This is a genomic window from Nostoc sp. CCY 9925 (assembly GCF_963920935.1).
Classification (GTDB): Bacteria; Cyanobacteriota; Cyanobacteriia; order Cyanobacteriales; family Nostocaceae; genus Nostoc.
In genome coordinates this window covers 22,925-36,018 of record NZ_CAWUDO010000010.1, presented here as the reverse complement: position 1 = coordinate 36,018, position 13,094 = coordinate 22,925, and the positions used below count along the sequence as shown (strand labels likewise).

The 13,094-nt window shown below is 40.3% G+C and carries 12 protein-coding genes; 10 read left to right on the top strand and 2 right to left on the bottom strand.

The genetic code is table 11. The features are described from left to right. Positions 1 to 230 precede the first annotated feature (230 nt). The 7 genes from metG to ACM0OY_RS07790 all read left to right on the top strand — a co-directional run bounded on the left by metG (position 231) and on the right by ACM0OY_RS07790 (position 7,420). Positions 231 to 1,835, top strand: a complete 1,605-nt coding sequence (gene metG / locus ACM0OY_RS07820; RefSeq protein WP_414568292.1) for a methionine--tRNA ligase — start codon at positions 231 to 233, stop codon at positions 1,833 to 1,835. A gap of 165 nt (positions 1,836 to 2,000) precedes the next feature. Then, entirely contained in the window at positions 2,001 to 2,630 is a 630-nt protein-coding gene (locus ACM0OY_RS07815) for an NYN domain-containing protein (protein WP_073639656.1), read from the top strand. Next, positions 2,627 to 3,865 (top strand): LPS export ABC transporter periplasmic protein LptC, encoded by a 1,239-nt coding sequence (gene lptC / locus ACM0OY_RS07810; RefSeq protein ID WP_414568291.1) that lies wholly within the window; start codon positions 2,627 to 2,629, stop codon positions 3,863 to 3,865. The genes ACM0OY_RS07815 and lptC overlap by 4 nt, the downstream gene beginning before the upstream one ends. Before the next feature lie 185 nt (positions 3,866 to 4,050). Further along, on the top strand, positions 4,051 to 4,452 hold the full coding sequence (locus ACM0OY_RS07805; protein ID WP_414568290.1) for a metal-sensing transcriptional repressor: 402 nt from the start codon (positions 4,051 to 4,053) through the stop codon (positions 4,450 to 4,452). 275 nt (positions 4,453 to 4,727) lie between these two features. Beyond that, a complete protein-coding gene (locus ACM0OY_RS07800) occupies positions 4,728 to 5,720 on the top strand; it encodes a serine/threonine protein kinase (protein WP_414568289.1) in 993 nt (330 codons plus the stop codon). Continuing rightward, the gene (locus ACM0OY_RS07795) at positions 5,665 to 6,768 is read left to right on the top strand and encodes a GUN4 domain-containing protein (RefSeq protein WP_414568366.1); all 1,104 of its coding nucleotides are present in this window, start codon (positions 5,665 to 5,667) and stop codon (positions 6,766 to 6,768) included. Before ACM0OY_RS07800 ends, ACM0OY_RS07795 begins: the two co-directional genes overlap by 56 nt. Positions 6,769 to 7,090: 322 nt before the next feature. Then, positions 7,091 to 7,420, top strand: coding sequence for a hypothetical protein (locus ACM0OY_RS07790; protein WP_414568288.1), 330 nt, complete (start codon positions 7,091 to 7,093; stop codon positions 7,418 to 7,420). Positions 7,421 to 7,510: 90 nt separating this feature from the next. On the opposite strand, the gene ACM0OY_RS07785 is transcribed toward ACM0OY_RS07790, so the two are convergent. Further along, complete coding sequence (locus ACM0OY_RS07785; RefSeq protein WP_414568287.1) at positions 7,511 to 9,679, bottom strand: DEAD/DEAH box helicase; 2,169 nt, start codon at positions 9,677 to 9,679, stop codon at positions 7,511 to 7,513. A gap of 175 nt (positions 9,680 to 9,854) precedes the next feature. On the opposite strand from ACM0OY_RS07785, the gene ACM0OY_RS07780 reads away from it, so the two are divergent. Genes ACM0OY_RS07780 through ACM0OY_RS07770 form a run of 3 tightly spaced genes read left to right on the top strand, consistent with a single transcriptional unit; the run spans position 9,855 to position 11,847 of the window. Beyond that, entirely contained in the window at positions 9,855 to 10,292 is a 438-nt protein-coding gene (locus tag ACM0OY_RS07780) for a DoxX family protein (protein WP_414568286.1), read from the top strand. Between the two features lie 55 nt (positions 10,293 to 10,347). Beyond that, on the top strand, positions 10,348 to 10,911 hold the full coding sequence (locus ACM0OY_RS07775) for a DUF2808 domain-containing protein (protein ID WP_414568285.1): 564 nt from the start codon (positions 10,348 to 10,350) through the stop codon (positions 10,909 to 10,911). A gap of 60 nt (positions 10,912 to 10,971) precedes the next feature. Then, positions 10,972 to 11,847 (top strand): SDR family oxidoreductase, encoded by an 876-nt coding sequence (locus tag ACM0OY_RS07770; protein ID WP_414568284.1) that lies wholly within the window; start codon positions 10,972 to 10,974, stop codon positions 11,845 to 11,847. On the opposite strand, the gene ACM0OY_RS07765 is transcribed toward ACM0OY_RS07770, so the two are convergent. Beyond that, a complete protein-coding gene (locus tag ACM0OY_RS07765) occupies positions 11,841 to 13,052 on the bottom strand; it encodes an ATP-binding protein (RefSeq protein ID WP_414568283.1) in 1,212 nt (403 codons plus the stop codon). The two genes, ACM0OY_RS07770 and ACM0OY_RS07765, sit on opposite strands and share 7 nt — an antisense overlap. Between the last annotated feature and the right edge of the window lie 42 nt (positions 13,053 to 13,094).

Genomic DNA, 13,094 nt, shown 5'->3' with positions numbered 1-13,094 from the left:
ACAATAATATTATGTAATCAAAACTATTGCTAAAAATTCTTTAATAGTAAATTTCTGTATTTTAGGCAAAAATCAGTTGAATTAATGCATATTATAAAACAATTGCTGACCGGATAAATTTGCTAATATTAAGGTGTTATTGGAAAAAATGCTAGTAATGTTATATAATTGCGTGGTTTTGCCCACAAAACTAAGATGTAAAACGTTTTAATAAGTTGATTTTATTTTGCATGAATCTAGTGAATAAAACACAAAAGACATTTGCACTGACAACACCCCTATATTATGTAAACGATGTCCCCCATATAGGCAGTGCTTATACAACGATCGCTGCTGATGTAGTAGCGCGATTTCAAAGATTGCGGGGACATCAAGTACTATTAATTACGGGTACAGATGAGCATGGGCAAAAAATTCAGCGAACGGCAGAAAGTTTAGGCAAAGCTCCACAAGATTTTTGCGATGAAATTGTGCCTAGCTTTGTAAGTTTGTGGAAATTGCTTGATATTCAATACGATCGCTTTAGTCGGACTACAGCGCCTCGTCATGAAGCGATCGTTAAAGAATTCTTTGAGCGAGTATGGGAATCTGGCGATATCTATCAAGGACAACAACAAGGCTGGTACTGCGTATCTTGTGAAGAATTCAAAGAAGAACGTGAACTTTTAGAAGGACACCGTTGCCCAATTCATACTAATAAAGAAGTCGAGTGGCGAGACGAACAAAACTATTTTTTTCGCTTATCTAAATATCAAAATAAACTGACAGAATTTTATCAGTTAAAACCCAATTTTATCCAACCAGAAACTCGCCGCAACGAAGTCCTAAGCTTTGTCAATCAAGGTTTGCAAGACTTTTCAATTTCACGAGTTAATTTAGATTGGGGTTTTCCAGTACCAACCGATCCCAAGCACACCCTTTATGTTTGGTTTGACGCACTACTCGGTTATGTAACTGCATTGCTCGAACCAGATGCAGAACCAACTTTAGCAAATGCCTTAGAAAAATGGTGGCCAATTAATTTGCACTTAATTGGTAAAGATATTCTGCGCTTCCATGCAGTTTACTGGCCAGCAATGCTTTTATCAGCTGGTTTTCCCTTGCCAGACCGGGTATTTGGACATGGTTTTTTGACCAAAGATGGTCAAAAAATGGGCAAAAGTCTGGGTAATACCCTCGATCCTGTAGAGCTAGTCAAACGCTATGGTAGTGATGCCGTTCGTTATTACTTCCTTAAGGAAATCGAATTTGGCAAAGATGGCGACTTTAATGAAATTAGGTTCATTAATGTTCTGAATGCAGATTTAGCAAATGACTTAGGTAACTTGCTCAATCGCACTTTGAACATGGTGAAGAAATACTGCGCCCAGAATAATGTACCACCAATCGGCAACGAAACGATCTCTGACGAAAATCCTTTGAAAACAATTGGTTTACGTCTAGGGGAACAGGTAGAAAAAGCCTATGAGCAGCTAGCTTTCAATCAAGCCTGCGAATCGATCCTTTCACTGGTGCAAGCCAGTAATAAGTTTATTGATGAACAAGCTCCTTGGTCATTATATAAACAGGGACAGCAGCAGGAAGTCGAAAAAGTTCTGTACGCAGTTCTAGAATCGGTTAGACTAGCAGCTTATCTGCTATCTCCAATTATTCCAAACATCAGTAGCGATATTTATCAGCAGCTGGGCTTCGGAATAAACTTTAACGATCAAATACAAAGCTCACTTAATGCTCCTTTTGTTACCCATGCAACCTGGGGAGTACTATCTAGTAAACAACAGTTGGGTACAGCCCAACCCATTTTTAAGCGCATAGAACTCCCAAAAAACGATTAGTTCATATCAAATTCTGATTTTGTTCAATTTCTAATTCTCTGGTAAAAATTTATCGGGGCTGAACTAATTAGCCCCGGAACATTATCATAAACCGCTGTGACTAGAATGTAAAACTGGTTAATTTGTATCAAAAATAACAGGGATAAAAACTGAGGTATGACAACAATGTTGAATAATTTAGAAAACGACTCGATATTTACGCCAGAACAAGTTTTGGAGAATCGAGGTAGGGTGGCCATATTTATTGATGGCTCGAATCTATTTTACGCTGCATTACAATTAGGAATTGAAATCGATTACACAAAGCTGTTGTGTCGATTAACTGGAGGTTCTCGCTTACTGCGAGCTTTTTTCTACACTGGTGTAGACCGGACAAACGAGAAGCAACAGGGATTTTTGCTGTGGATGCGTCGTAATGGCTATCGAGTAATTGCTAAGGACTTAGTGCAACTGCCAGATGGGTCTAAAAAAGCCAACCTGGATGTAGAAATAGCAGTCGATATGATGGCGTTAGTCGATTCCTATGATACCGCAGTTTTAGTCAGCGGTGATGGCGATTTGGCTTATGCAGTCAATTCTGTGAGCTATCGTGGTGTACGGGTAGAGGTGGTGAGTTTGCGTTCCATGACTAGTGACAGCTTAATTAATGTAAGCGATCGCTACATTGATTTAGAAGCCATCAAAGAGGATATTCAAAAAACCCCTCGTCAAAGCTATCCATATCGACCCTTATCGAGTATGGGATTTTTGGAAGACCCAAGAACTAGCGATGGACACCTGGAAATCCAAGAATGAAGTATCAGTTTAATCATAAATCGAGAGAGGTAGAAGGGCAGGAAACAGGAGGCAAAGGCAAGGAATTTTCCTTTTCCCAAAGTTTCCGACTCTCCTCTTTCTTTATTTTGTTTTTGACCTTTTTTTTAGGAATTGGATTAGTTAGCTGCGGGGGGAAATCTCCCACAGCTTCTCAACCAAATACTGCTGATTCATCTAACCAAGATAGTAAATTGACGTTCTTTGATGTCACCTTAGAACAAGCAGATGAAGTAGGACGACCGATTTGGAAAGTCCAAGCTAAACGGGCAAAATACACCAAAGAAAAACAAATTGGTCAGGCTGAAAATCCTTATGGAGAACTGTATCAAGATGGCAAAGTCGTTTACCAAGTCAAAGCAGATGTAGCAGACATTGAACAAGATGGAAAACAGCTATTTCTCAAGGGTAAAATATTTGCCACAGACCCTAGCAATGGAATTGTTTTGCAAGGTAATGAATTAGAATGGCGTCCTCAAGAAGATTTGTTGATTGTCCGCAAGCAGATTAACGGTACTCATAAAAAACTACAAGCAGTGGCACAGGAAGCGCGAGTTAAAACTCGCGAACAGCGGATGGAATTTTCTGGAGGAGTGATAGCAAACTCCGCCGATCCCCAATTGCAGATGCGAACTGAGCATTTGAACTGGAATATTAAAGAAGAAACATTAATTGCCGATCGCCCCATTGAAATTGACCGTTATAAAAATAATAAAATTAGCGATCGCGGCAAAGGAAATGCAGCCGAAGTCAACTTAAAAACCAAAATTGCCAGCATCCAAAAAAATGCCCAATTAGATTTACTAGACCCACCATTGCAAATAGCTAGTAACTCTATGACCTGGAACATGAACGCAGAAACCATCAGCACAAAATCCCCCACCCGCATGTTCCAGCGTGTGGAAAAAGTCACCGTCACAGCCAATCAAGGGGAAATGAAAATACCCCAAAAAACGGTTTATTTAACAGGTAACGTCAATGCTGTTGGTCAGCGTAGCCAGTCATTGAGATCTAATACATTAACTTGGTATTTAGACAATAAATTAGTTGAAGCTCAAGGAAATGTAGTTTATCGACAAATTGACCCACCGGTAAATTTTACTGGTGAAACAGCCGTTGGTAATTTGGAAACAGAAAATATTGTTGTCAAAGGCGGTAATTCTGGCGGTAGAGTAATAACAGAGATAATTCCCCAAGAAAGAGCGAATCGTCAGTAGAAATTGAGGACTGGGGACTGGAGAATGGGGGGATGAGGGAATCAGGGAGTATTTGAACTCCATTAATGAGTCTTTGAACTAGATAAACAAAATTCTAATTCTCCCTCATCCCCCTCATCCCCACTCCCCAATTTTTGGTCAACTACTAGGCTAGGATCTTAGTACTACAAGTCCTTTGATAACCCATGAATGGCTCAAACCGATTAGGTCAAGAATCCTTGCTAACATCCCAGCAAGCAGAACACACCCATAATCATGATACAGACCACGAACATGGAGATAATACTCCTGGGCATGGAGAGTTAAGCCATCCTCACATCCATAGCGAAGAGTCATTACGGCGAATTGTCAATCGTTTGTCGCGGATAGAAGGACATGTTCGTGGTATTAAAACAATGGTGCAGCAAAGTAGCCCTTGTCCTGATGTTTTGTTACAAATTGCCGCAGTGCGGGGTGCATTAGATCGGGTTGCGCGAATTGTTCTAGATGAACATTTAACCGAGTGTATTGCTAGAGCAGCAAAAGAAGGCAATATGGAAGTTGAAATTGAACAATTAAAAGCTGCTTTAGATCGGTTTTTGCCTTAAATCAGAATTCAGGAGTCAGAATTCAGAAGTAAAACAAGCTTTAATCACTTCACCAAGTTCAAATCTGTTGTAAATGTTCTTTCTTTTGACCGAACAGACTCATGATACAAGCCCCATTATCTATATTATGGGGATTATTAATTTTGAATTTTGAATTTTGAATTTTGAATTTTGAATTTTGAATTCGGAGCGAAGCGACGTGCCTTTTGCCTTCTTCCACAGCCGTGAGAGCTATTTATGCCAAAATTAACACAAGTGTCTCACAGTCATAGCTGATGGTTTGGGCGGTTCCAAAGCAGTTGCAGGGGGGTAAATATACCCTCGAAAGTGTATTAGGGCGGGGACGTTTTGGCATTACTTATCTCGCCAAAGATGAAAAGGGCGATCGCATTGTCGTCAAAACCCTGGACAATCAATTATTGAACCAACCAGACTTCAAAAGGTTGCAGGAAAGATTTGTCCAAGAAGCCTTCAAACTCGCTAAATGCAAACATCCCCATATCGTGCGCCTCTTGGAAGATCCCTTTCAGGAGGACGATTTGTGGTGCATAGCGATGGAGTACATCGACGGAATAGACCTCGCACATCGCCAGAAGAATATTTTGCCAGAAGCAGACGCCCTGCAATACATCCAACAAATCGGCGAAGCTTTAACGGTAGTGCATCAAAATAACTTGGTGCATAGAGATGTCAAACCAGCCAACATTATGATTAGGGCTGGTTCAAAAGAAGCCATGTTAATTGACTTTGGGCTAGCACGGGGAATTGACAGTAAAAAGCTGAGTGTCAGCAATCTAGAAACAGAAGCCGAAGCCGGTTTTACACCACCAGAACTGTATTCACACACAATTGAACTAGGGGCGTATACCGACGTTTATTCACTTGCAGCCACACTCTACAACTTATTGACAGGACAAGTACCCACCAGCGCCAAAGAACGCCTGCAAAATCATACTCCATTGCCAGAACCAAAAGACTTAAATCCTCAAATTAGCGATAACATCAATCGTAATATTCTTTGGGCAATGGATTTAGACCCCAAAAAACGCCCCCAATCGATTCAAGCTTGGCTAGATTCACTAGGGTTAAAACCGACACCTGCTGTTCAGCCACAACCAAGACAAATTAATTACGATGCGTTAGGTCTATGGATTGGAATAATAGGTTTAATTCTCGCAGTCATAGCAATATTCACAGGAATTTTTCAAGGAGATATTCGAGAATTATTCATCAAACCTTCGCCTTCACCTACAGAAAAAAATTGGTGATGCATTAGCAGCGATGCATCAAAATTCAATAGTGCATCGTGATATTCACCCCGGTAACATCATGTTGCGTAATGGTAATCAACCGATTTTAATAGACTTTGGTTTAGCTGGAGATATTGCTCCTGCAACTTCTTTTTCTAAAAGGTTTGGCAATGAACATTTTGCTCCTTATGAGCAATTCAACGGTAGCAAAGAACCAACAGTTGATATTTATGGTTTGTCAGCAACACTTTACTATATAGTAACCGCTCAAAAACCTACAAACTCTTGGGATCGCAAATATTATAAAGCTAATTTAATTGAACCAAAACAACACAATCCAAGTATTAGCCAGCAATTAAATCTGGCAATTCTTGGGGGAATGAGGTTAGAAGCAAATGAACGTCCAAAAACGATGGGAAAATGGTTAAATCTATTAGTTAGCCAAAAGACATCGAATGTTGAAATAATGAAGTTAAAAGGAAATGAACGCCCAAAAACGATGAAAGAATGGTTCATTTCCTTTTTTAACCAAACTACATCTGATGATTTGAGTTCAGAAGTACAGGTAGATTACACAAAACTATGCAGCTACCTAGCAGCAGGAAATTGGAAAGACGCTGATTATGAAACTTATCTAGTGATGCTTCAAGCTGTAGGTCGTCAACAAGGTGATTGGATTAGAGACGAAGAACTCTTGAACTTTCCTTGCAAAGACCTCCGCACAATTGACCGCTTGTGGGTAAAATATAGCAATGGGCGCTTTGGCTTCAGCGTTCAAAAAGAAATTTACCTCAGCGTTGGTGGTAAGACTGATGGTAAGTATTATAAAGAAGCTTGGGAAAAGTTTGGCGATCGCGTTGGATGGAGAATGAATAGTAACTGGATTTATTACAATGAAGTTACTTTTGATACGTCAGCCCCCTGGGGACACCTCCCTCTGGTGTCGCGTCTGGGTGAGGGGGGGTTGTTTTTGGGTAGGGTAGGTTGTTATGGTCGTCTTGTTGTTCCAGGGGTTTCGGGGAGGTTCTCTTCTCTCGCATCGAGACTTGTAAACTGTAGCATTTAAGGCTTTCAGAAATTTGTAAATATTAATTACAGGCTATTTTTTCACCAAATAATCAACATTTCAGAGATCCGATACCTGGCACTGAGGGCACATAGCAATTCGCCAGAATAAATTTTTCTGCTACTTCATGCACTTCCGTAAGTTCAGAAACTTTGTGCTTGTCCCAAGGCAAACTCATTTGCCCAGGCGAAGATTTTTTCGGCTTCCCTTTAATCATCATTCCTGTTAGCAAGCGGCTACCCCAGTAATTCCATTTCTCTGGTTTTGCTTGTAGTGCTTAAAACCATGATAATTAAACTAGGAAGTAATTTCAGTATTATTTGTGGAAACTAATAGCGCGGTCAACAATAACAATCAAATACTACCATTACCCCCAGACGTTGACAGAGAAGAGTTAGAAGGCGTTGTGCAGGTGTTAGCAAACGTAACTAAGCTCCCTGTTGAAGTGGTTAAGCCACATTTGGATGCATTGCTTGAGCAGTTGATGAAATCAAAACAGGAGCAACCATTTTACAAAACTGCAACGGCTCTTGAGTGGATAACAGCTTTTCGGGAATGGGCAGAGAGTCATAGGCGAGATACGCCCTTACTATCAGAGTATGCTTTAACTCGGGCAGGAATATACGATGATGAGGAGTCCGAAGATATTTAAGTAGAATTCTAGGTTGGGTTGAACGAAGTGAAACCCAACAATAAAGGCTTAATGTTGGGTTGAGGAACGAAACCCAACCTACATAGGTGCTTACCACTTTGCCACTTCTTGCCGCACTTCTTCCATATCTAAATAATCACTAATAAAAGCCTTCCGTAAAAGTGGATGAGGAATAAATTCATCATACTTTTGAATTTCTGGCGCTTCTGAACTACTAACTAAATCTTCTCCACTTATCCTTTGCTCGCATAACGAAGCAATTTCACGAGCAAGATATTTAAATTTCCCTTTACCTAATTTAATTGTCAAATAATAAGGACTGACCCCGCCAATACTTGTAATTTCCAATGATTCCCGACACCAAGAGTTAAGTAATCTTTCCAAGGTACGATAACCAACAGTACCCATCCAAGGAAAAATACAACATTTACCTTTTTCCAATTCCAAAATATTCTGCTTCTCTAATCCCACCCGCCGCAGCAATTGACGAACTGTCTGTAATCTTTGCAAAGCATTCTTTTGCAAATAGCTATACTCCACATCCTCAAATAAAACTTGCCGGATTCGTTGTAAAACTTTTCTATGAATACTTCCACCACCACCACGCCAATAAATACTAGCTTTACCCTCAGCTTGTTTCACCACAATAGCTCTTTTTTTAAAGTCAACTTCTACCACTTCCCAAGTTCTCCCAGCTAAACCAAATTGATTACCAACAGGAACTGGCGCGGCGATACTGCCAATTTCCGTTGTACCGTGCTTGACAATATATTCTTGTTGTTCAGTAAAGACAGCATAAAACTGAAATTTTCTCACCACCTTTTCTGCTGCCAAACCCAGGATTAATTTACCTTGTTCGGTATGTTGAATATGACCGATATCAATTAAATAACGCAGCAATAACCGAAAATCTTCTTGGGAAATAGCAGCAAAAGGTGGCAGACTAAAAATTTGTTTAGCTAAAACATTAGGTGAAATTTCTCCAGTTGCCGTTAAAATACTCATTGTTTGATGATAAAGCAAACTCAAAGGATATTTAATCGGTTGAATTGGCTCAATCCACTTTTCCTCTACATAAAGTTGAATAATAGCGATACATTGTAAAAGTTGCCAGGGGATTTGCTCTGGTAAAGAAGCTTCTGATAATGGTTGTTCTTCAGCGCAAATAAAGCGCATATCAGCCGCTTCACCTCTTCTACCACTGCGTCCCAAACGCTGTAAAAAACTAGCTACAGACAAGGGTGAATCTAACTGAATCACCCGCTCTAAATGACCGATATCTATGCCTAATTCTAGAGTTAAAGTTGCAGCAGTCACAGCAGGATTGTTGGGTTCGCGCATGGCATTTTCAGCCGCTTGCCGCAAACTAGCAGATATGCTTCCGTGATGTACATGATATATATCTGGTAATTTTTGTTCTGTGGCAATTTTTCGCAATGATGCAATTATAGATTCGGTGCGCGTGCGATTATTTGCAAATATTAAACATTTACGAAATTTACTGAGGTTAAAAATATATTGTTCGTAAGCTGTCGCCTCTGATTCATCGACTTCATCATTAATATAAAAATGTTCTACAGCTAGTTTGATTTGGCGTTTGATTCCATCTATTTTGGGAGTAATTACTGGCTTATCAGTTCCAGAACGCAACCACTCTTCAGCTAAGGAATAATCACCGAGAGTTGCTGATAAACCAATACGCCGGGGTTGTTTTTCTGTGATTTTTGCTAAACGTTGTAATTGGCAAATAATTTGACAACCCCGTTCTGAACCCATAAACGCGTGAATTTCATCGATAATCACAAACCTTAAATCACCAAATAAGCGAAGTAGATCGTTATTTTTGTTAATTAATAAACTTTCCAAAGATTCTGGTGTAATTTGTAAAATGCCTTGAGGATTTTTTAAAAGTTTATTTTTTCGAGTTTGAGAAACATCACCGTGCCAGTGCCAAACTGGAATATCTGCTTCTTTAAGTAAGTCGTTGAGACGCTCAAATTGGTCATTAATTAATGCTTTGATAGGACTAATATATAACGCACCTATGGTATTAGCAGGGTAGGTGTGTAATAAAGTCAAAACTGGGAGAAAGGCTGCTTCTGTTTTACCTGCGGCAGTCGCAGCAGCAACTAATAAGTGAGCATCGGTGTCAAATATGACTTGGCAAGCAGCAATTTGGACTGGTCTTAATTCAGTCCATTGGTGATGATAAATATATTCTTGGATGAAGGGTGCAAGTCGGTTAAAGGCATTGTTCATGCTTTGTGTGGGGAGATAGGGGAGACGCGGGGACACGGGGACGCGGAGAAAAACTAATGACTAATGACTAATAACTAATGACTAATAACATTTTCATCCTATGGACTCAAGGCAGATTCAGCATTTCTCCGTCAAACTAAAGTTATAGCGGTAAGTATATAATGAGGCAAAACTGATGAATCAGCATAAGGAACGTTTACGTGTCATCCTTGCTATAGCAATTATTGTGGTTGGAGTTACACATTTTCTAATTCCAGAACCATATGTCAAAATTATGCCACCGCAACTTCCTTATCCTTTGGAATTAGTTTATCTGAGTGGTTTTTATGAAATTTTAGGTGGTATTGGGTTATTAGTTCCGCCTGTAAGCCAAGCTGCTGCTTGGGGACTTATTGCTCTTTTTATTGCGGTTTTCCCTGCCAATATCAATATGGCGGTTAATCATATTAAGCTCGACTATATACCAAATTCACCCTGGGTACACGTATTCAGACTTCCTTTTCAAGCGGTTTTAATTGCTTGGGCTTGGTGGTACACGCAACCTTCTGATTCGGAAAAACAAGCTTCTATCATTCCTAAGTCACTCATTCCTAAAGAACTAGAATTGAAATGAGGTGCTTTTTTACTCAATTAAAACTTTTCTTTATTGACTTAATGTATATTCGGCCATGCGCGTTGCAACTTTATTTGGGATAACACTTTCCTTAGCAATTGGTATTGCGGAAGTTACTGTTCCAGTGACTCAAGCAGTGCAACTCAGAGATGGTATAGTCTATTTTGTGCAGCCACCGAAACTGGTTGAGGCGACGACTGTTTACAAAGATGTAAATTTTCCGGGTGGGACTTACTATTTTACGATCGCTGTGCCGGAAAATGCTGGAGAATCTCTTGGGAAGGTAGCGATCGCTCAACGTGAAGGAGCAGAGAATATCCAGTATTATCTTGATGATACCCGTGCATTTGTGGGAACGCGCGATCGCAAAGGAACGGAATTATCACTCGGCCCAGTCACCAGAGAACGCAAAACACGCACAATTACTGTGAACTTTGACCCACCTGTGACTCCAGGACAAACAGTTACAATTGCCCTCCGACCTGTAAGTAATCCCAGTTTTTCTGGTGTTTACCTACTTGGCGTTACAGCATTTCCAGTGGGTGAAAATTCCCACGGTCAATTTCTTGGGTTTGGGCGGTTTCAGTTCCAAAGCAACAGATTTTGGTGGTTCCCATAGGAAGAGGCAGAAGGCAGGGGGCAGAAGGCAGGCGGTTCAGTATTCACCATTCAATGAAATATGAAAAGATTATTAATCACTGGAGCCAGTGGGTTTTTAGGCTGGCATCTTTGCCAGCTTGCAAAACAAGAATGGGAAATTTATGGTACTTATTTATCCCATCCTATAGAGATTCCTGGAGTGAAAATATTAAAAGTTAACTTGACAAATTTTCAAGAATTGAAATGCGTATTTAGTGATATCGAGCCAGCAGCAGTGATTCATACAGCTGCTCATTCGCAACCAAATTTTTGTCAAACCCACCCCGAAGAATCACACGCAATTAATGTCATAGCATCCTGCAATATTGCCGGACTTTGCGCGGATAACTCCATTCCTTATGCTTTTACCTCAACTGACTTAGTTTTTGATGGCTTAAATGCTCCATATCAAGAAACAGATGCCGTGTGTCCTGTCAATCTTTACGGTGAGCAAAAGGCGATCGCAGAAGCAGATATGCTAGAAAGGTATCCCATGACCGCAGTGTGTCGAATGCCTTTAATGTTTGGCGCAGAAACACCCACAGCAAAAAGCTTTATTCAGCCATTTATTCAAACTTTAAAAGACGGCAAAGAACTAAATTTGTTTATTGATGAATTCCGCACGCCAGTCAGTGGCAAAACTGCGGCAAAAGGACTTTTATTAGCCTTAGAAGAAGTCAACGGTATTATTCATTTAGGTGGGAAAGAGCGACTGTCCCGCTATGATTTTGGTCTGCTATTAGCAGAAGTATTTGAACTATCAGCTAGTAGAATCAAAGCCTGTCGGCAACAAGATGTGAAAATGGCAGCACCTAGACCAGCAGATGTTTCTTTGGATAGTTCTAAAGCATTTGCTTTGGGTTATGAGCCTTTATCTGTAAAAGAAGAATTGCAGGAATTAATCAATAGTCAATAATCAGATTGTATTTGTTGTGTACCTAACCAGTGACGGAAGCTGGAATGATAGAGACTATAATAGATTGCTCCGTCAATTTGTTCTTGGTGTAAGAATTCAAGCCAATTTTCTAAAACTTCTTCAACTTCGTATTCATCTGTATTGATTATATTAGCGATGCCTGCGGCAGTCTGCGCCAACGCATCTACAGATGTTGCTTTTTGCTGCTGTGTTAAGACGTTTAACACATCTGTGCTGTGTTCCGTCCCTTCTTCGGGTGGAAACATTTTGTGTAAATGCTGCTGATAATATGCTTCTAAACCAGGCGGGAGTCGATTGGACTCGAAAGATTCCGGGTAGAAATTGTCTACCATCGCACCTACAATCTGGTTAACATACATAAAATTATTTTCGCTCAAAGTGGTGAGCCAATTGCTAAATTCTTCCTCATTAATCTGGTGATTACTCAACCAAGATTTAAGACTTGACCTCTCCCCCAACCCCTCCCCTACAACGGGAGGGGAGTAATCTTGTCCCCCCCTTCCCTCGTAGGGAAGGGGGGTTAGGGGGGTTAGGTAATTTTGAATATAAGCTTGAATATCCCGCCGATTTTCTTCTGGATAATCTGCTAAATCAAGACTTTGCGACGGCGTTTCAATTAATAAACCCGACTTGTCCCGCAAGAAAGGTCTACGAGTGAGGAGGAAATAGACCTTATCCGGGAGATAGCGGGGGAGATAAAACAGATTTGTACCAGATGGTTGGCTGTTGCGGTCAATGCAATTCAACCCATCAATGGCAATTATTAGTTTTTGATGAGGTTCTAACTCATCGCTGATTTGCTGGAGAAGACTAGAGAAAAACCAACTTCCTTCTGTGGCGTTATTAGGGAGAGAGGTGTAATTAAGCGAGTATTGATTAATGAGTTGCGTGCAGATATTTATGAGAAATTCGTCAGCACGATTTTTACCCTCAAATTCCGCATTGTAATAAATAACTTGAGGATTGTTTGTCACATATTTGGCGAGAATTGCACTTTTACCGCTACCGGGTGCGCCAATGATAGTGAAGTAACCGTGGCGATGGCGGTGGAGAAAGTTGTTAATAGCCGTGAAGACAAATTCACGACCGACAAAGTTTAGGCTTTTGGCTTGAATAATTTGCTCAAAATCTGTGGGATGTCCTCTGGAATTGATTTTTGTTGGTGGTTTGGGTGGTGAATTCATAATTGTGAGGAATAATTATAAGATGAGGCAACAGTGGAGGTA

Excerpts from the sequence above, each read along its gene's own strand:
- metG (WP_414568292.1), top strand. The coding sequence starts at position 231 with ATGAATCTAGTGAATAAAACACAAAAGACATTTGCACTGACAACACCC.
- ACM0OY_RS07815 (WP_073639656.1), top strand. The coding sequence starts at position 2,001 with ATGTTGAATAATTTAGAAAACGACTCGATATTTACGCCAGAACAAGTT.
- lptC (WP_414568291.1), top strand. The coding sequence starts at position 2,627 with ATGAAGTATCAGTTTAATCATAAATCGAGAGAGGTAGAAGGGCAGGAA.
- ACM0OY_RS07805 (WP_414568290.1), top strand. The coding sequence starts at position 4,051 with ATGAATGGCTCAAACCGATTAGGTCAAGAATCCTTGCTAACATCCCAG.
- ACM0OY_RS07800 (WP_414568289.1), top strand. The coding sequence starts at position 4,728 with ATGGTTTGGGCGGTTCCAAAGCAGTTGCAGGGGGGTAAATATACCCTC.
- ACM0OY_RS07785 (WP_414568287.1), bottom strand. The coding sequence starts at position 9,679 with ATGAACAATGCCTTTAACCGACTTGCACCCTTCATCCAAGAATATATT.
- ACM0OY_RS07780 (WP_414568286.1), top strand. The coding sequence starts at position 9,855 with ATGAATCAGCATAAGGAACGTTTACGTGTCATCCTTGCTATAGCAATT.
- ACM0OY_RS07775 (WP_414568285.1), top strand. The coding sequence starts at position 10,348 with ATGCGCGTTGCAACTTTATTTGGGATAACACTTTCCTTAGCAATTGGT.
- ACM0OY_RS07770 (WP_414568284.1), top strand. The coding sequence starts at position 10,972 with ATGAAAAGATTATTAATCACTGGAGCCAGTGGGTTTTTAGGCTGGCAT.
- ACM0OY_RS07765 (WP_414568283.1), bottom strand. The coding sequence starts at position 13,052 with ATGAATTCACCACCCAAACCACCAACAAAAATCAATTCCAGAGGACAT.